Source organism: Cognatilysobacter lacus (assembly GCF_008274655.1).
Classification (GTDB): Bacteria; Pseudomonadota; Gammaproteobacteria; order Xanthomonadales; family Xanthomonadaceae; genus Cognatilysobacter; species Cognatilysobacter lacus.
The window spans coordinates 1-17,253 of record NZ_VTRV01000053.1 but is presented as its reverse complement, the minus strand read 5'-3'; the positions used below and the strand labels follow the sequence as shown (position 1 = coordinate 17,253).

Sequence of the window (17,253 nt, the reverse complement as noted above, 5' to 3'; positions counted from 1 at the left end):
CCGGGCGTCGATGCCGCCACGCGCACCGGCACCGTCTACGCCGACCTGCCCGAGCCCGACGGCCTGCGCACCGGCGCCTACCTGCCGGGCCGCATCCTCGTCGGCGCCGCGAAGGTACTCGTCGTGCCCGCCGACGCGATCGTCCAGCGCGATGGCAATCCCTACGTGTTCACCGTCGACGCCAACGGCATCGCGCATCGCGTGCGGGTGCACACCGGCGCCAGCAGCGGCGGCAGCGTCGAGATCCTCGACGGCGTGACCGCCGGCGCGCGCGTGGTGGAACGCGGCGTGGGCTTCCTCGGCGACGGCGATCGCGTGCGCGTGGTCGCTGCGGACGCCGCGAGCGCCGCCGCGGCCGGCACGTCGCCATGATCAACGTCTCGGCCTGGGCGATCCGGCGGCCACTGCCGGCGCTGATGATCTTCTTCGTGCTGTGCGTGGCGGGGCTGTGGGGTTTCTGGAAGCTGCCCGTGGCGCGCTTTCCCGACATCAGCTTCCCGATGGTGGTCGTCACCATCAGCCAGCCGGGTGCGTCGCCGAGCCAGCTGGAAACCGAAGTCACGCGCAAGGTCGAAGACCAGGTCGCCACGCTCGATGGCGTCAAGCGCGTCACCTCGACGGTGACCGAAGGCGTCAGCACCACGGCGATCGAGTTCCAGTTGTCGGTCGACCTGCCCGCCGCGCTCGACGACACGCGCGCGGCGGTGAGCCGGATCCGCGCCGACCTGCCGCAGGACATCCAGGAACCGCTGGTCACCAAGGTCACCATCGGCGGCGCGCTGATGACCTATGCCGTGGCGTCGGACCGCATGGGCGTCGACGAGCTGTCGTGGTTCGTCGACCGCGACGTGACGCGCGCACTGTTCGGCGTGCCCGGCGTCGCGCAGGTGACGCGGCAGGGCGGCGTCGACCGCATGGTGCGCATCGACCTCGATCCCGATGCGCTGCAGGCGTTCGGCACCACCGCCGGCGCGGTGAACGCGCAACTGGCACGCATGCAGGTCGAGCGGCCGAGCGGCAAGACCGAGGTCGGCAGCGCGCAGCAGGTATTGCGCACCATCGCGACGGTCGCCGATGCGCGCGAGCTCGAGAACTTCGCGATCTCGCTGCCGGACGGGCGCTCGGCGCGCCTCGGCACGCTGGCGCGGATCACCGACGCGGCGGCCGACCCGACGCAGGTGGCGCTGCTCGACGGCAAGCCGGTGGTCGCGTTCTCGATTTCGCGCACCCGCGGCTCGAGCGAGCTGAAAGTCGCCGAAGGCGTCGAGGCCGCGCTGGCGGAACTTGCCAGGAAGACGCCGGGCGTGAAGTTCCAGAGGGTGACGTCCACCGTCGGCGAGACCGAGCGCAGCTACCACTCGTCGATGGAAATGCTCATCGAGGGCGCGCTGCTTGCGCTCGCGGTGGTGTGGCTGTTCCTGCGCGACTGGCGCGCGACGTGGATCTCCGCGGTCGCGCTGCCGTTGTCGATCATCCCGACGTTCGCGGTGATGTACTGGTTCGGCTTCTCGCTCAACATGATCACGCTGCTGGCGCTGAGCGTGGTGGTCGGCATCCTGGTCGACGATGCGATCGTCGAGATCGAGAACATCGTGCGCCACCTGCGCATGGGCAAGTCGCCGCTCGAGGCCGCGCGCGAGGCGGCGGATGAAATCGGCATCGCGGTGATCGCGACCTCGATGACGCTGGCCGCGGTGTTCGTGCCCGTCGCCTTCATGCCCGGCATCGCCGGCAAGTTCTTCCGCGAGTTCGGCTGGACAGCGGCCACCGCCGTGCTGTTCTCGCTGCTGGTCGCGCGCCTGCTGACGCCGATGATCGCGGCGTACCAGCTGAAGGCGCATGGCCACGAGGAGAAGGAAGGCCCGCTGATGCGGCGCTACCTCGGCCTCGTCGACGCCGCGCTGCGCCATCGCTGGATCACGCTGGCGGTCTCCACCGTGTTCTTCATAGGCTCGCTGGCGCTCGTGCCCCTGATCCCGACCACGTTCATCCCGTTCACCGACATCGGCCGCAGCAACCTGCAGATCGAGCTGCCGCCTGGCACGCGACTGCAGGAGACCACGCGCGTCGCCGAACAGGCGCGCGCGAAGCTGCGCGCGATTCCCGAACTCAAGCAGGTGTACGCGACGGTCGGCAGCGTGCTCGACGTCGGCGACCCCAACAAGACGGGCGTGGGCGAGCCGCGCAAGGCGACGCTCGTGCTGGACTGGGGCGTGGCCCGATCGCGAGACCGCGACCAGAAGGCGCTGGAGCGCGACGTCCGCGCCAGGCTCGCGGACCTGCCGGGCGTGCGCATGTCCTACATTTCCAGCGAGCCCGGCGAGAACCTGCAACTGGTGCTTGCCGGCGACGATCCGCAGCAGCTGCAGGACGCGGCCGTGGGCCTCGAACGCGAGCTGCATTCCATCAACGGGCTCGGCAGCATCAGTTCGTCAGCGTCGTTGCTGCGACCGGAAATCCAGATCCGTCCGGACCCGCAGCGCGCGGCGGAGCTCGGCGTGTCGACGTCCGACATTTCCGATGCCGCGCGCATCGCCACCAGCGGCGATTACACGCAGCGCCTGGCCAAGCTCAACCTGCCCGAGCGGCAGATCCCGATCCGCGTCGGCTTCTCCGAGGCGACGCTGCACGATCCGGCGCTCATCGGCCAGCTGCGCGTGGCCGGCAAGAACGGGCCGGTTCCGCTCGCCGCGGTCGCGGATATTTCGCAGGGCAGCGGCCCGTCGGTGATCTCGCGCTACCAGCGCCAGCGCAACGTCACGTTCACCGCGGAGCTCAATGGCCGCGCGCTCGGCGACGTCATGAAGGAAGTGCAGAAACTGCCGACGGTGAAGGCGCCGCCGCCGGGGCTGTCCTTCATCAACACCGGCGATGCGGAAGTGTTCGTCGAGCTGTTCACCGGCTTCGTGGTCGCGATGATCGCGGGCATCGCCTGCATCTACATGGTGCTGTTGCTGCTGTTCAACCACGCGCTGCAACCGCTCACCATCCTCACCGCGGTGCCGCTGTGCGCCGGCGGCGCGTTCGGCGCGCTGCTGGTGACGCAGAACATGCTCTCGCTTCCCGCGCTGATCGGCCTGCTTATGCTGATCGGCATCGCCACCAAGAACTCGATCCTGCTGGTCGACTACGCCGTGATGGCGGAGGACGAACACGGCCTGTCGCAGCACGATGCGCTGGTGGACGCCTGTCGCAAGCGCGCGCGCCCGGTGATCATGACCACGCTCGCGATGGGCGCGGGCATGTTGCCGATCGCGCTCGGCCTGTCGGGTGATTCGAGTTTCCGGCGGCCGATGGCGGTGGCGGTGATCGGCGGGTTGATCACATCGACGGCGTTGTCGCTGGTGGTCATTCCCGCCGCCTATACGGTGGTCGACGACCTCGGCGCCTGGCTGCGACGCAAGTTGCGGCGCTCGAAGACAACGGCGCCCGCCTGATCGCCGGATGCGTCGCCCGATCCGCGGGCGACGCTTCGATCACTCGTAGCGCAGCGCTTCGATCGGATCGAGCCCCGCCGCCTTCGATGCCGGCATCAGCCCGAACACCACGCCCACCAGCGCCGAGAAACCGGCGGCCACCAGCACCACCCACAGCGGCACGCTCGCGGGCGGGAAGTTCGGGATCAGTGCGGCGATGCCTGCGCCGGTCCCGTACCCGAGCACGATGCCGACGACGCCACCGAGCAGCGCGAGCAGCGCGGCTTCGAGCAGGAACTGCACGAGGATGTCGCGACGCGTCGCGCCGAGCGCCTTGAGGATGCCGATCTCGCGCGTTCGCTCGGTCACCGACACCAGCATGATGTTCATGATGCCGATGCCGCCCACCAGCAGCGAGATGCCGACGATGCCGCCGAGCACGGCGGTCGCGGTGCCGGTGATCTTCTCGAACTGCTGCTTGAACGAATCGGCCGCCTCGAGCTTGAAGTCGTCGTCGACGCCGGGCTTGAGCCCGCGGCTGGTGCGCAGCGCACGACGCGCGCGCTCGCGCACTGCATCGAGTTCTTCCATGTGCTGCACGGTGAACGACGCGCTGATCATCGGCTCGGCGGAATTGCCGGTCATCGCGCGCGCCACGTCGAACGGAATCGCGGCGTAGTCGTCCTGGCTGAAGCCGAACACCTCGCCTTTAGGCTCCATCATGCCGACGACCTTGAACCAGTCGCCGCCGAGCTTGATGTATTCGCCGACCGGATCCTTCGGCAGGTGCAGGTCCTCGCGCAGCTTGGCGCCGATCACCGCGACATGCCGGCGCCCCGCGTCGTCCGCCGGTACCAGGAAGCGCCCGACCTGCGGATAGCGCGCGCGCACCTGCTGGAATTCGCTGCTGGTGCCCAGTACCTGTGGATTGCTGCTGCGGCCGTGCCAGCTCGCCGCGGCCGCCGGCACCATCAGGATCGGCGCCACTTCGCCGACGCCCGCCACGCGATGACGCAGCGCGTCGATGTCCTGCGCGGTGAGCGTGTTGATCTTGCCCGTGCGGAAATTGTCGTTGTCGTTGATCGCGTCGACGCTGAGCGTGGTGCCGCCGATGTCGGCGAACTGGCCCTTGATCGACTCGGAAAGCCCCTGCACCAGCGACACCACCGCGATGACGCTGGCGGTGCCGATGAGGATGCCCAGCGTGGTGAGGAAGCTGCGCATGCGATGCGCGGCAAGGCTGCTGATCGCGGCGCGGAATGCTTCGATATATGCCTGCATCAGTGCACCGCGGCCGCGGTGCGCGGCTCCTGCAGCACGTCGTCGACGATATGGCCGTCGAACACGCGCAGCACGCGGTGGCAATGCGCCGCGATGTCGGGCTCGTGCGTCACCACGACGACGGTCTGCCCCTGCGCGTGCAGCGCGTCGAACAGCGCCATGATCTCGGCGGACGTCTGCGAGTCGAGGTTGCCGGTAGGTTCGTCGGCGAGCAGCAGCGAAGGCTCCCCGACCAGTGCGCGCGCCACCGCGACGCGCTGGCGCTGGCCACCGGACAACTGGTTGGGCCGGTGATCGAGGCGATTGCCCAGGCCGACCTTGGTCAGCGCCTCGGTGGCGCGGCGCACGCGCTCGGCGCGCGGAATGCCGCGATAGACCAGCGGCTGCATGACGTTCTGCAGCACGCTTTGCCGCGGCAGCAGGTGGAAGCTCTGGAACACGAAGCCGATCTCGCGGTTGCGCACGCGGGCGAGTTCATCGTCATCCATGCCCGCGACATCACGTCCATTGAGCAGGTAGTGACCTTCGGTGGGCGAGTCGAGACAGCCGAGCAGGTTCATCAGGGTCGACTTGCCCGACCCCGACGGCCCGGTCAGCGCGACGTATTCGTTGCGGCCGATCGACAGGTCAACGCCGCGGAGCGCGTTCACCGTCTCCTCGCCCATCGTGTAGCGCTTGACGATGCCCGCGAGCTCGATCACTTCGCGGCCCCGCCGTCCTTCGCCGCCTCGAGCTCCTTCGCGCTCTTCTCGACCACCGCATCGCCCTCGTGGAGCGTGCGCAGCGTTTTCGCCGGGCCCACGATCACGCGGTCGCCGGCCTTGAGCCCGGTCGCGACCCCCTGCCAGCGGTCGTCGGCCACGCCGGTCTTCACCGGCACCTTGCGCGCATGGCCGTCGCGGTTGACCCACACGTAGGTCTTGGCCTCGGTCGCTTTGGCGACTTCGTGCTTGGGTGCGTCGGCATCCTCCGCAGCGGCGATGGCTTCGTCATCGTCTTCGACGACGGCTTCGACCGGCACCGCAAGCTGCGGGCGTCCGTCGCCGAGATACACGTCGGCGCGTGCGCTCATGCCCGAGCGCAGGTTGAGCGACCCGGGCGAATCGAGTGACACGGTGACCTTGTAGGCGCGCGCCTGGCCTTCGATGGTCGGCGCGAGCGCGATCTTCTGCACGCGGCCGTGGATCGCGGTGTCGGGATAGGCGGCGGGATACACATCCACGGCCTGGCCGATGGACACCTGCCCGATGTCGGCCTCGTCCACCTTGAGTTCGGCGGTGAGCGCGGAGACGTCGGCGATCTTCATCAGCTTCGCGCCGGCGAGTGCGTTCGTCGACGGAATCGCGGTTTCGCCGACCTTGATCGGCAGCTCGACGATGCGGCCGGCCATGGGCGCGCGGATTTCGGTTTTGCCGAGCTGGTCGAAGGCCTCGCCCAGCACCGCGCGCTGGCGCTGCAGGTTTTCGCTGCTGCTGGCGAGCTCGGCGCGCGCCTGTTCGAGCGCGAGGCGGTCCTCCTCGAGCCGGTTGCGGTCGATCAACTGTTGCGCCGCGAGCTTCTGCGAGCGCGCGTACTGCGCCTCGCGCAGCCGCAGCGTGGCGCGCTGGCGACCGATGTCGATCTGACCCTGGCGGCGGCCCGCGGACTCGCGATCGATCGCGTTGCGGTACGTCTTCGGATCGAGCGTCATCAGGAGCTGACCCGCGCGCACAGTGTCGCCTTCCGCGACGAGGATGCGGTCGACCTTGGCGACGACCTCCGCCGTCAGGTTGACCTCCGTGCCATAGGCCAGCGTGCCCGACGCGAGGATGGTTGGCCGCACGGCCTGCGCGGCGACACGCTGAACCTGCACCGGCGTGCCGCGCTCGCCGTGCATCCCGCGCAGCGCGAACGGCAGCACGAGCACTGCCGCCACCAGCGCGCCGGCGAGCACCTTCTTCATCTTCGGGGTCATCGGAGCAAGCTCAGCCCGGCAGGACGGCGACGATGCCGTAGACGACCACGAGCGGGATCAGCGCGATCACGGCCGACTGCATCCACGAGGCGCGCGTCAGCACGCGCCAGCCCAGCGCCGTCAGGAACGTGGTCCAGATCTGCAGCAGGTCGGCCGTCTGCGCGAGCCGATGCCCGGGTTGGCCCGACGGAATGCTGATGAGCAGCGGGTCGACATGCGTGAGCATCAGGCTCTCCAGGCCGGTCTGCGGCGCCATGGTGAGCGCGCCGACCAGGGCGACGATCGAGCCGAGCACCGCCGGCATCGACGACCACGCGGTCAGGCCCAGCCCGTGCTTGTACGTCAGCGACCTGCCGGTGATCTTGGACGCCAGCCAGTAATACAGGCCGAAGATGGCGAACATCAGCGCCACCGTGACGATGCCGCCCACGGCGCCCAACACGCCCATGGTGTGCGTGCTCGGCATCATCGACTTCGCGCGCGCCATGTCCTTGGCGGTCATCGCGCCGCGCGAAGCGTCGAACATGTGGTCGCCGTACCAGGACGGGTCGACGCGGAAGAAATAGGCGAGCGTGAACGCGATCGTGAGCGTCGCGAACACGAGGAACGGCACGAGGAACGTGGGGCGTTCGCGCTGTTCGGCGAACACCTTCGAAGGCTGCAGGAAAATATCGACGAGCTGTGCCATGCGTGCCCTCCCCAGGACGAATGCGGCGACTGTCGGCCTATGCGATCCCCACCGCATGGGCCTGAAGTCATTTTACGCGCTTGGCCGTCCGATCAAGACGGCGCGGCGGGCGCGGGCGGGGGCGGGGTCGTGCGGCGCAGGCATCGGACAGCGCGCTGGCTGCGCAAGCGATTCCGGGATGCGCGGGCGACGCCGCGGCGTGCGCGGCGCGTCGCGGGAGGCAACCGGCAGCCCATCAGGCCGGCCGTGCGCACCGCAAGTAGATGGACGACGGGTAGTCGCCTTCGCACAGGGTGAGGCCGTCGATGTTCTGCCGCGGGTCGTAGTCGGGGAACATGGCACGCAGTGCCGACTGTTCGCCGAAGTGCAGCATGGACAGGGACGCGAGGATGCGGAAGCGGTCATTGAAGGTCAGGAACCCGTGCAACAACGTTGTCTCGTGCCAGCAGAACAACGCCGACGTGAGAATGTCGCCCTGATAGTCGTACGGGAAGGCGATGTCGTGGAAGTGCGCGTAAACGCCATCGGACAGGCGCGGCAGCATTTCCAGGATGATGCGCGTGACCTCGCCGGCAGGGCCGAGCGTGTGCGTGGAGTCAACGAAGAACAGGTCGCCATCGCGCAGTTGCTGCAGGAAGCCGTAGTCGAGGGATTCGACCGCGGCCCGCACCAACTCGATCTCGCCATCGCGGTGCGCATCGAGCAGGAATTTCGTCGGGTACGGTTCGATGCAGGTCACGCGGCCTGCGTAGCCGGCGTCCTTGATCGCCGCGAGGCAGACCGCCGTCGAAACGCCGCAACCGACCTGCACGATGCGCTGCGGACGGTGCGCGCGCACGAACGCATACAGGAACTGGGATTCGATGCGTCCGAAGCCCGGCTCCCCGTTGCGGGCGCATGCCGCCTGGTGCAGTTGAGGATCCGTCGCGGCGGGGCCGGCGGCCCGCATGGTGGTCTCGAGAAAGGCGCGCTGCGGCGGCAGATCGGCACCGGTGACACCGGTCATGCTGAACGGCTTGCGCCAATGCTGCGTTGCGCGCAGCTTGCGGATGTCGGGGATTTCCGAATAGAAGTGCCGCGGCAGCACATCCACGCCCAGCCTCTGTCCCATGTGGAACACGTGGGCGAGCATGCGTTTGAAGCCTGCCTTTGCCGTCATGGGATGGGGATGCCGTTGGCCAGCGGGCATTCTGGCCCGCACCGGCGTGCAGGCCGCGAAAGCGTCGCGTTCAACTGCGCAGCCCCACGCCCCGCCGCAGCAGCCACAAGGCCAGCCCGCCCAGGCCGACGACGAACGCCAGCATCAGGCCGTAGGCCACCGGCAGTGGCACGTCGCTGGTGCCGAGCAGTCCGTAGCGGAATGCGTTGACCATGTAGAAGATCGGGTTGAGGTGGGTCGCCGCTTCCGCCCACGTGGGCAGCAGCTTTACCGAATAGAACACGCCGCCGAGATAGGTGAGCGGGGTCAGGATGAAGGTCGGCACGATCGCGATGTCGTCGAACTTCTTGGCGTAGACGGCGTTGACGAAGCCGGCGAGCGCGAAGATCGTCGCGCCCAGCAGCACCGTGGTGAACGTCACGATCGGATGCGGAATGCGCACGTGGGTGAACAGCATCGCGATCGCCAGCACGATCACGCCCACCATCAGCCCGCGCAGCACCGCGCCGGCGACGTACCCGGTAAGGATCACCCAGTTCGGCATGGGGCTGACCAGCAACTCCTCGACATGCCGGCCGAACTTGGCGCCGAAGAAGCTGGAGCTGATGTTGCCGTAGGCGTTCTGGATGACGGACATCATGACGAGGCCCGGCACGATGAAATCCATGTACTTGATACCGTCCATGCTGCCCACGCGCTTGCCGATGAGGCCGCCGAAGATCAGGAAGTAAAGCGTCATCGTGATCGCCGGCGGCACCAGCGTCTGGCCCCAGATGCGGAGGATGCGGTGGATCTCGCGGCGCACGATGGTGCCGAGCGCGACGAAGTGATGGGACGGAACGGTGGCGACGGGCACGCTGGACATGGTGTTCTCGATGACGAAACGCGCGGTCAGACCGCTTTGGTGCCGGCGTTCTCGCCGGTGAGGCGTACGAAGAGTTCTTCGAGGCGATTGGACTTGGTGCGCATGGACCGTACGCGAATGCCGTGCAGGTCGAGCGCGGCGAACACGCGGTTGAGGTCCATCGCGCGCGGCATCTCGACATCGAGCGTGTGGTCGTCTGCGACCGTGAGCGTGGTGCCTTCGATCACGGGCAGGCTCGCCGGGATGCCGCCGTCGATGTCGAGCAGGAAGCCTTCGACGTCGAGTTTGGCGAGCAGCGTGCGCATAGGCCCCTGCTCGACGATGCGGCCGCGATCGATGATCGCGACGTTCCGGCACAGGCTCTCGGCTTCCTCGAGATAGTGCGTGGTGAGAATGATCGTGGTGCCCGACGCGTTGATGTCCTTCAATGTCTTCCACATGCCGCGGCGGATCTCGATGTCCACACCGGCGGTGGGCTCGTCGAGGATCAGCAGGCGCGGCGCCGTCATCATTGCGCGGGCGATCATCAGGCGCCGCTTCATGCCGCCCGACAACGTGCGGCTCATGACGTTCGCCTTCTCCCACAACTGCGCGCGGCGCAGTTCGACTTCCGCCCGCTTGAGCGCTTCCTCGCGTGGCACGCCGTAGAAGCCGGCGTAGTTGACCAGGATGTCGACAGGCTTTTCGAACATGTTGAAGTTGATTTCCTGCGGCACCAGGCCGATCTGCCGCATCGCGGCCGCGCGGTCGCGCGCCAGGTCGATGCCGAAGATGCCGACGCTGCCGGAACTCAGGTTCACCAGCGAACTCACGATGCCGATCAGCGTCGACTTGCCCGCGCCGTTGGGCCCGAGCAGCGCGAAGAAATCGCCTGGCATCACGTCGAGCGACACGCCCTTGAGCGCTTCGACGCGGTTGTCGTAGGTCTTGCGCAGGTCGCGCACGGACAGCGCGGGATTTGCAGCGATTTCAGGCATGTCGGGGGTTCGAACGGTGATCCCGGTAGTATAGGCAGCACAAGCGCGCATGCCCGCGCGCTGCAGCGTTCCAGCGGCCTTGCCGTTGTGTCCACGCGCCGCCCGTCAGGATCCGAACCCTTGGCCATCGTCCAGTTCCCGCTGCAGCTCGTCTCGCGCCGCATGCTCGCGCCCAGCGTCGGGCACTACGCCTTCGTGCGCGGCGATGGCCAACCGCTGGATTTCATCCCGGGCCAGTTCATCCAGGTGCATTTCCAGTACGCCGACGGCACCGCGACCAAGCGCAGCTATTCGCTGGCCACGATCCACGACCATGCGATCGGCGCGGGCGAGGCGGTGGAGATCGCCGTGAGCTACGTGCCGGGCGGCGCGGCCACCGCATTGTTCGAAGGCCTGGAGATCGGCGGCACGCTGATGGCGAGCGGCCCGTTCGGCCGTTTCTGCCTGATGCCGCAGGATGCGAACCGTCGCTACCTGCTGATCGCGACCGGCACCGGCGTCACGCCGTACCGCGCGATGCTGCCGGAGCTGGAGAGGCAGATCCAGGGCCGCGGCATCCAGGTGGTGCTGCTGTTCGGCGCGCGCACGCCCGCCGAGCTGCTCTACGGCGACGAGTTCCGCGCGTTCGCGTCGAAGTACCCGGCGAATTTCCGCTTCATTCCCTGCTTCTCGCGCGAGCTGCCCGCGCCGGATTCGCCTCAGGCGCATATCGATGTGCGCCACGGGTACGTGCAGCAGTTCCTCGCGGAACTGGCGCCCGACGCGCAGGGCGACATCGCCTACCTGTGCGGCAACCCCAACATGGTCGACGCCTGTTTCGAGGCGCTGAAGGTGGCAGGCCTGCCGGTGTCGCAGGTGCGTCGCGAGAAGTACGTCAGCTCGAAGTAGCCGGACACCGTTCGGGACGGCATCCCGCACCTGTGGAGATCAGCACGCGTCGCGCGCGCGTGCCGCGAATGCGCGTCCAACCGTCCGTCGGCCGCTGTAAAGCGAGCTTGACAGCGGCCGCGGGCGCCCCCAGCATTCCTGTCAAGTTTCCTTGACGCATGCCTGTGAACCCTTCGAAATCCATCTGGCTCCTGCTGGCCGGCATCCTCAATATCGTCGTCGCCGTCCTGGCCCAGACCGTGGCCCCGGGGCTGGCGTCGGAATTCGCGCGCGGGCTGCTGTTCGGCGTCGGCGCCGCGCTGGTGCTGTGCGGCGTGATGGCCCGGCACCTGCCCAATGCGGCCGACGCCAGTACCCCGGCGCTGCGCCGGCGCTACATGCGCGAATACATTCCGGCGATGGCCGGCTACGTCGTCGCCGTCCTGGGTTCGACCTGGCTGCTCAAGCAGAACGTCGAGGATCCGTCCCTGCGGGCGCTGGTGGCGCTGGCCCCGGTGCCGTTCGTGGCGCTGGCGATGCGCGCGATGGTCCGCCACATCCGTGACACCGACGAGATGCAGCGACGCATCGAGGTCGAATCCGTGAGCCTGGCCACCGCGCTGGCGTCGCTCGGCTACTTTGCCGCGGGCTTGCTGCAGGCGGCGAAGGTGATCGACATCCCGTCGAGCGTGGCGATGATCGGGGTGTTCCCGCTGATCTGCCTCGTCTACGGCGTCGCCAAGGTGGTGATCGTGCGGCGCTACGCCTGAGATGGAAAGCCGCGTGCGCGAGCTTCGTGAAACGCAGGGCTGGTCGCAGGGCGAGCTCGCGGACAGGCTCGCAGTCTCGCGCCAGACCGTGAACGCCATCGAGACCGGCAAGTACGACCCGAGCCTGCCGCTCGCATTCCGCATCGCACGCCTGTTCCACGAACCGATCGAATCGATATTCCTGCCTGGAGCCGAATCATGAAACGTTCGTTCCGCCTGTCGCGCCGCAATGCGTGGCTGCTGGTCGCCACCGTCGCCACGCTGGTGCTGTCCATCGTGTTCGACCTGACGGTGTTCGCGACCGCCCTCTTCCCCGCGCTGTGGGTCGCCTCGCTCCAGGACCGCGGCTGTGCGCCGCGCCACGGCGACGTGGCGTAGAAGGTGGCCGCCTTGGACAGGAAGACACTCCGCCGCCCCGCCGCCTTGTTCCTGGTCGTCGGGATTGCACTGCTCGTCGTCGGCGCGATTTCGCGCCAGATCGCGTACCTGCCGATGGGCACGGCGCTGATCGGCGGCGGCCTCGTGTTCCTCGCCGCCGCACAGCGCAGGCGCCGCTGACCCAAACTCGCGACCGGCACGGGCCGGTCGCCTCCCGCGGCGGCCCCCGGTCGCCCGTCACGCCGCTGCATGGAAGGACCTATGTCGAAAGCTCGCCCCCTCGTCACGCTGTTGGCGCTCGCGCTTGCCGGATGTTCCGGCACGGCGCATGGCCCGCAGGCCCGCACCGAACCGGAGTCCGCCAAGCGGACTGCCGGCCGCATCGAATTCGAACCCTGCGCGTTGTCGGGCAAGCTGGCCGCGCAGACCCTCGATGGCATGTGCGGCAAGCTGGCCGTGCCACTGGATCCGGCCAAGCCCACGGGCGCGAAGATCGACCTGCGCGTGGTGTGGCTGCGGCCCGCCGATCGCGTCGATCCAGCTGCGGACCCGGTGTTCTTCCTCGCCGGCGGCCCCGGCCAGGCGGCCAGCGACTACGCGTCGACCGTCTACGGCGCGCTGCATGAGGTGCTGAAGTCGCGCAGCGTGTTCCTCGTCGACCAGCGCGGCACGGGCAAGTCGGCGCCACTCGACTGCCCACCCGCCCTGCGTGACGAATACAAGGACCGCGACGACGTCGCGTCGATCGCCGAATACGCCGGCAAGTGCGCGGTCACGCAGAAGAACGACCCGCGCCTGTTCACCACCACCGTCGCGGTCGAAGACCTCGACACGGTGCGCAAGGCGCTGGGTGCCGAGAAGGTCGACCTCGTCGGCGTTTCCTACGGCACGCGCGTCGCGCAGCAGTACGCGATGCGGCATCCCGCGCAGACGCGCGCGGTGGTGCTCGACGGCGTGCTGCCGAACGACGTCGTCGCCGGCGGCGAGTTCGCCCGCACCTTCGAGCGTTCGCTGCAGATGCGTGACAAGGCGTGCGCCACCGATCCGGTGTGCCGCAAGCGCTATCCGCAGGATCTGCGCACGCAGCTCGCCACGCTCAAGCGGCGCCTGGCGGCGGCGCCGGTCGACGTCGAATACCGCGACCCGGCAACCGGCGAGTCCAAGCACGACAAGCTGACTGCGCAGACGGTGGTCGGCCTGACCCAGTTGTTCTCGTACGTGCCGGAAGCGGCGGCGCTGCTGCCGGTGGTCGTCGACGAAGCGATCCACGAACGCTATGGCCCGCTGACGTCGCTGGCGTCGCTCGGTGGCGAATCGGTGGCCGGCAGCATGAACCGCGGCATGCAGTGGTCGGTGATCTGCGCCGAGGACGTGGACCGCTACGTGCCCGATCCCGCCGATGCCAACACCGCGCTGGGATCCGACATGGCCGACCTCTTCTTCGCCGCCTGCAAGGCGTGGCCGAAGGGCACGCGACCCCCCGACTTCTCGTCGCCGCTCGCGAGCAAGGTGCCCGTGCTGCTGATGTCGGGCGAACTCGATCCGGTCACGCCGCCGTACTACGCGGAGCGCGTCGCGCGCACGCTGCCGAACTCGAAGGCCGTGGTGCTGCGCGGCCAGGGGCACAACGTGATGGGCACCGGCTGCATGCCGAAGCTGATCGGCAAGTTCATCGAAACCGCGAACGCGAAAGCGCTCGACACCAAATGCCTGGAGACGGTGGCGCCCGTGCCGCCGTTCACCAGCTTCAACGGATGGGAGCCGTGACCCGGCCATGATTACCGCCAACGATCTGCACAAGGCATTCAAGACCAAGACCGGGCTGGTCAAGGCCGTGGAAGGCGTGTCCTTCGACGCGCCCGACGGCCAGATCACCGGACTGCTCGGCCCCAACGGCGCCGGCAAGACCACCACGCTGCGCATGCTCTACACGCTGATGACCCCCGATCGCGGCCAGGTGCTGGTCGACGGCGTGGACGCGGCGAAGGACCCGATCGCCGTGCGTCGCGCGCTGGGCGTGCTGCCCGACGCGCGCGGCGTGTACAAGCGCCTGACCGCGCGCGAGAACATCGCCTACTTCGGTGAGCTTCACGGCATGTCGAAGGCCGACATCGCGGCTCGTACGCAGGTCTTGAGCCGCGAGCTGCAGATGGACGACATCCTCGACCGCCAGACCGAAGGCTTCTCGCAGGGCCAGCGCACCAAGACGGCGATCGCGCGCGCACTGGTGCACGACCCGAAGAACGTGATCCTCGACGAACCCACCAACGGCCTCGACGTGATGACCACGCGCGCGATGCGCGGCTTCCTGCTGCAACTGAAAGCCGAGGGCCGCTGCGTGATCTTCTCCAGCCACATCATGCAGGAGGTCGCCGCGCTGTGTGACCGCATCGTCATCATTGCCAAGGGCCAGGTGGTCGCCAGCGGCAGCGCCGATGAACTGCGCGAACGCTTCGGTGAAACCAACCTCGAGGACGCCTTCGTCAAGGCGATCGGCTCGGAAGAAGGACTGCACGCATGAAGACCGGATTGCTATCGACCGTGTGGTCGGTGATGCGCAAGGAATTGCGCGACATCTCGCGCGATCGGCGCACGCTCGCGATCGCACTGCTGTTGGGTCCGTTGCTGTACCCGGTGATCATCATCGGCAGCAGCTCGATGGCCGAGAAGCGCGCCAAGACCGAACTCGACCGCACGCTGGTGATCCCGGTGGACGGCATCGAGCGGGCGCCGAACCTGGTGGCGTTCCTGGCCACGCAGGGCATCCAGGCGAAGAAGGCGCCGAAGGACCTCGACGCGTCGATCGTCAGCCAGGACGAGGACGTCGGCCTGCGCATCGACGAGGAGTTCGGCAAGGACTGGCGGGCCGGCAAGCCGGCGGTGGTCGAGATCGTCGCCGACAGCACGCGTCGCAATGCCGAGATCCCGATGGCGCGCGTGCGTGCAGCGCTGGAAGGTTATCGCGACCAGATGGGCGCGCTGCGCCTGCTGGCGCGTGGCATCGATCCTTCAGTCACGCGGGCGGTGAATGTCGGAAGCCGGGATGTCGCCAGTGAACAGGCGAAGAAGGGCATGGTGCTGTCGATGCTGCTGCCCTACCTGCTGATCATCAGCTCGTTCCTCGGCGGCGCCTACCTGATCATCGATGCCACGGCGGGCGAACGCGAACGCCAGTCGCTGGAGCCGTTGCTGGCGACGCCGGCGCGGCGCAGCGCGGTGGTGACCGGCAAGATCGCGGCCGCGTGTTCGCTCGGCCTGCTGTCGCTGATGCTGACGCTGATGTCGTTCAAGGTGAGCGCGCAGCTCGGCTCGACCGCTCGCATGCTCGACGTCAGTTTCGGCGCGATGGCGAAGATGCTGTTCGTGTTGCTGCCAATGCTGGTGCTCGGCACGTCGCTGCTGACGTTCCTGTCGGCCACGGCGAAGAGCATGAAGGAAGCGCAGAGCCACATGACCTGGCTGATGCTGTTGCCGATGCTGCCGTCGATCATGCTGATGGTGAACCCGATCAAGACGCAGCTCTGGCAGTTCTCCGTGCCGTTCCTGGCGCAGAACCAGCTGCTGCTGAAGATCGTGCGCGGCGAGTCGATCGATCCGTCGACCTGGAGCGTGTACCTGGCCAGCGGATTCGGCCTGGCGTTCGTGCTGTGGTTCGCCGCGGTGCGCCGGTACAACCAGGAGCGGCTCGCGATCGCCGGTTGATCGGCGTCGCCCGCCGTTGCGGTCTGGTGCGGCAGCGCTCGTTCCGGCGAGCGCTGCCGCTTTCGCGATGGACGGAAGAACGGGTCCGCCACGGCCGGTTTCACGCCTCGCAGCCCGTGCCGGGCCGACGCTGGCGGCCTGAAAAACGGAGGCCACCATGCGCAGCATCCTCAGCACGCTCAAGACCGAACATGACCAGCTCCGCGCGCTGTTCGAGCAGGTCAATGCCACGACCGACCGCGCAGAGAAGACGCGCGTCGAACTCCTCGAAAAGATCGAGGCGGCCCTGGTGCCACACGCCAAATGGGAGGAACTGGTGTTCTATCCGGCGCTGAAGGCGCGCGGCAACCACGAACAGAAACTGCTGTGGGCGGCGGCGATGCAGGAGCACCGCGCGGTCGAACAGAGCGTGTTGCCCGACCTGAAGGCCTGCGAGCCGACCAGCCGCGAATTCGCCGGCAGTGCCAAGGTGATGGGCGAGCTGCTCGATCATCACGCGCGCGAAGAGGAGCGTGAGATCTTCGCCGCGATGCGCGAGCTCTTCACCGCGCAGGAGCTCGCCGAAATGGACGAGCAGTACGAAGAATGGAAAGCCTCGGGCATGGCGGCGGGCATCACGCTGCACGCCAGGATCAAGACGGGCGTGGCGTCGATGTTCCGGTCGCCGGGTTCGCCCGGCTGAGGCGATAACGCAGGCCTGCATTCGCGGCGGCGAATCGGGCAGGCGGCAGTTTGCCGACGAGCGAGCTCTCGCGTACTCGATGAGTCGCCGGCTGCTTTCCGCTCGGCATTTGTGGCCGGTCACGGGCGCCCGACTGTTCGCTACCTTGATTGCGGAGGCCGCCATCGGCGATGCGCCGTGCACGGCGAACGGGCTCGGCGCTGCAACGAAAAAGCCCGGCAGAAGCCGGGCTTTTCCTTTCGCGTCGCTGGCCCGGATCAGGTACCGGGATTGAACGAGATCGTGCGGCGCGTGGTCACCGGGGCATCGACCGGCTGGAAGCGCCAGCGCTTCACCGCGCTCACCGCGGCGCGATCGAACACGCGCGGCGGGTTGGAGCGCACCACGCGGGCGGCGGACACCGAGCCATCCGGCGCCACGGTGAACTCGACCTGCACCTCGCCGGCCTGCGCCGAGCGCAGGGCTTCCGGCGGGAACGCTGGCGCGGGCGTGGACAGCGCGCGCAGGTCGCTGC

General features: G+C 68.1%; 19 protein-coding genes. 11 read left to right on the top strand and 8 right to left on the bottom strand.

Annotated elements, in window-relative coordinates:
* Window positions 1-372, top strand: a 372-nt coding sequence (locus tag FW784_RS14310) for an efflux RND transporter periplasmic adaptor subunit (RefSeq protein WP_425481601.1), incomplete at its 5' end; no start/stop codon positions are given.
* Window positions 369-3,437, top strand: a complete 3,069-nt coding sequence (locus FW784_RS06735; protein ID WP_235893603.1) for an efflux RND transporter permease subunit — start codon at window positions 369-371, stop codon at window positions 3,435-3,437. The genes FW784_RS14310 and FW784_RS06735, both read left to right, overlap by 4 nt.
* Before the next feature lie 39 nt (window positions 3,438-3,476).
* Here FW784_RS06735 and FW784_RS06730 read toward each other — a convergent pair whose 3' ends face one another.
* From FW784_RS06730 to FW784_RS06700, 7 genes are all read right to left on the bottom strand, one after another.
* On the bottom strand, window positions 3,477-4,697 hold the full coding sequence (locus tag FW784_RS06730; protein ID WP_149352587.1) for an ABC transporter permease: 1,221 nt from the start codon (window positions 4,695-4,697) through the stop codon (window positions 3,477-3,479).
* The gene (locus tag FW784_RS06725; RefSeq protein WP_187770711.1) at window positions 4,697-5,398 is read right to left on the bottom strand and encodes an ABC transporter ATP-binding protein; all 702 of its coding nucleotides are present in this window, start codon (window positions 5,396-5,398) and stop codon (window positions 4,697-4,699) included. Before FW784_RS06725 ends, FW784_RS06730 begins: the two co-directional genes overlap by 1 nt.
* A complete protein-coding gene (locus tag FW784_RS06720; protein WP_149352586.1) occupies window positions 5,395-6,651 on the bottom strand; it encodes an efflux RND transporter periplasmic adaptor subunit in 1,257 nt (418 codons plus the stop codon). The genes FW784_RS06725 and FW784_RS06720 overlap by 4 nt, the downstream gene beginning before the upstream one ends.
* Window positions 6,652-6,661: 10 nt before the next feature.
* Window positions 6,662-7,339, bottom strand: coding sequence for a YIP1 family protein (locus FW784_RS06715; protein ID WP_187770710.1), 678 nt, complete (start codon window positions 7,337-7,339; stop codon window positions 6,662-6,664).
* A gap of 235 nt (window positions 7,340-7,574) precedes the next feature.
* A complete protein-coding gene (locus FW784_RS06710) occupies window positions 7,575-8,498 on the bottom strand; it encodes a class I SAM-dependent methyltransferase (protein WP_187770709.1) in 924 nt (307 codons plus the stop codon).
* A 70-nt stretch (window positions 8,499-8,568) separates the two neighbouring features.
* Window positions 8,569-9,363 carry an ABC transporter permease gene (locus FW784_RS06705; protein ID WP_149352583.1) on the bottom strand — a complete coding sequence of 265 codons (795 nt, stop codon included), beginning with the start codon at window positions 9,361-9,363 and terminating at the stop codon, window positions 8,569-8,571.
* A gap of 26 nt (window positions 9,364-9,389) precedes the next feature.
* The gene (locus FW784_RS06700) at window positions 9,390-10,340 is read right to left on the bottom strand and encodes an ABC transporter ATP-binding protein (RefSeq protein ID WP_149352582.1); all 951 of its coding nucleotides are present in this window, start codon (window positions 10,338-10,340) and stop codon (window positions 9,390-9,392) included.
* Between the two features lie 120 nt (window positions 10,341-10,460).
* On the opposite strand from FW784_RS06700, the gene FW784_RS06695 reads away from it, so the two are divergent.
* The 9 genes from FW784_RS06695 to FW784_RS06660 all read left to right on the top strand — a co-directional run bounded on the left by FW784_RS06695 (window position 10,461) and on the right by FW784_RS06660 (window position 16,739).
* Window positions 10,461-11,228, top strand: a complete 768-nt coding sequence (locus FW784_RS06695; protein ID WP_268890892.1) for a ferredoxin--NADP reductase — start codon at window positions 10,461-10,463, stop codon at window positions 11,226-11,228.
* A 158-nt stretch (window positions 11,229-11,386) separates the two neighbouring features.
* Window positions 11,387-11,977 carry a hypothetical protein gene (locus tag FW784_RS06690; RefSeq protein WP_149352581.1) on the top strand — a complete coding sequence of 197 codons (591 nt, stop codon included), beginning with the start codon at window positions 11,387-11,389 and terminating at the stop codon, window positions 11,975-11,977.
* A 1-nt stretch (window position 11,978) separates the two neighbouring features.
* The gene (locus FW784_RS06685) at window positions 11,979-12,179 is read left to right on the top strand and encodes a helix-turn-helix transcriptional regulator (protein WP_149352580.1); all 201 of its coding nucleotides are present in this window, start codon (window positions 11,979-11,981) and stop codon (window positions 12,177-12,179) included.
* Window positions 12,176-12,355: a hypothetical protein gene (locus FW784_RS06680; protein WP_149352579.1), complete on the top strand. Its 180-nt coding sequence runs from the start codon at window positions 12,176-12,178 to the stop codon at window positions 12,353-12,355. The genes FW784_RS06685 and FW784_RS06680 overlap by 4 nt, the downstream gene beginning before the upstream one ends.
* Before the next feature lie 12 nt (window positions 12,356-12,367).
* Window positions 12,368-12,535 carry a hypothetical protein gene (locus FW784_RS14305; protein ID WP_187770708.1) on the top strand — a complete coding sequence of 56 codons (168 nt, stop codon included), beginning with the start codon at window positions 12,368-12,370 and terminating at the stop codon, window positions 12,533-12,535.
* An 81-nt stretch (window positions 12,536-12,616) separates the two neighbouring features.
* Complete coding sequence (locus FW784_RS06675; protein WP_149352578.1) at window positions 12,617-14,122, top strand: alpha/beta hydrolase; 1,506 nt, start codon at window positions 12,617-12,619, stop codon at window positions 14,120-14,122.
* A 7-nt stretch (window positions 14,123-14,129) separates the two neighbouring features.
* Window positions 14,130-14,876, top strand: coding sequence for an ABC transporter ATP-binding protein (locus FW784_RS06670; protein ID WP_149352577.1), 747 nt, complete (start codon window positions 14,130-14,132; stop codon window positions 14,874-14,876).
* Entirely contained in the window at window positions 14,873-16,057 is a 1,185-nt protein-coding gene (locus FW784_RS06665) for an ABC transporter permease (RefSeq protein WP_149352576.1), read from the top strand. Before FW784_RS06670 ends, FW784_RS06665 begins: the two co-directional genes overlap by 4 nt.
* Before the next feature lie 157 nt (window positions 16,058-16,214).
* Entirely contained in the window at window positions 16,215-16,739 is a 525-nt protein-coding gene (locus FW784_RS06660) for a hemerythrin domain-containing protein (RefSeq protein ID WP_149352575.1), read from the top strand.
* 257 nt (window positions 16,740-16,996) lie between these two features.
* On the opposite strand, the gene FW784_RS06655 is transcribed toward FW784_RS06660, so the two are convergent.
* Window positions 16,997-17,253: energy transducer TonB (locus FW784_RS06655; RefSeq protein ID WP_149352574.1), on the bottom strand; the 257-nt coding region annotated here is incomplete at its 5' end.

Coding starts and splice junctions, on each gene's coding strand:
- FW784_RS06735 (WP_235893603.1), top strand. CDS start 369: ATGATCAACGTCTCGGCCTGGGCGATCCGGCGGCCACTGCCGGCGCTG.
- FW784_RS06730 (WP_149352587.1), bottom strand. CDS start 4,697: ATGCAGGCATATATCGAAGCATTCCGCGCCGCGATCAGCAGCCTTGCC.
- FW784_RS06720 (WP_149352586.1), bottom strand. CDS start 6,651: ATGACCCCGAAGATGAAGAAGGTGCTCGCCGGCGCGCTGGTGGCGGCA.
- FW784_RS06715 (WP_187770710.1), bottom strand. CDS start 7,339: ATGGCACAGCTCGTCGATATTTTCCTGCAGCCTTCGAAGGTGTTCGCC.
- FW784_RS06710 (WP_187770709.1), bottom strand. CDS start 8,498: ATGACGGCAAAGGCAGGCTTCAAACGCATGCTCGCCCACGTGTTCCAC.
- FW784_RS06705 (WP_149352583.1), bottom strand. CDS start 9,363: ATGTCCAGCGTGCCCGTCGCCACCGTTCCGTCCCATCACTTCGTCGCG.
- FW784_RS06700 (WP_149352582.1), bottom strand. CDS start 10,340: ATGCCTGAAATCGCTGCAAATCCCGCGCTGTCCGTGCGCGACCTGCGC.
- FW784_RS06690 (WP_149352581.1), top strand. CDS start 11,387: ATGCCTGTGAACCCTTCGAAATCCATCTGGCTCCTGCTGGCCGGCATC.
- FW784_RS06685 (WP_149352580.1), top strand. CDS start 11,979: ATGGAAAGCCGCGTGCGCGAGCTTCGTGAAACGCAGGGCTGGTCGCAG.
- FW784_RS06680 (WP_149352579.1), top strand. CDS start 12,176: ATGAAACGTTCGTTCCGCCTGTCGCGCCGCAATGCGTGGCTGCTGGTC.
- FW784_RS06675 (WP_149352578.1), top strand. CDS start 12,617: ATGTCGAAAGCTCGCCCCCTCGTCACGCTGTTGGCGCTCGCGCTTGCC.
- FW784_RS06670 (WP_149352577.1), top strand. CDS start 14,130: ATGATTACCGCCAACGATCTGCACAAGGCATTCAAGACCAAGACCGGG.
- FW784_RS06665 (WP_149352576.1), top strand. CDS start 14,873: ATGAAGACCGGATTGCTATCGACCGTGTGGTCGGTGATGCGCAAGGAA.
- FW784_RS06660 (WP_149352575.1), top strand. CDS start 16,215: ATGCGCAGCATCCTCAGCACGCTCAAGACCGAACATGACCAGCTCCGC.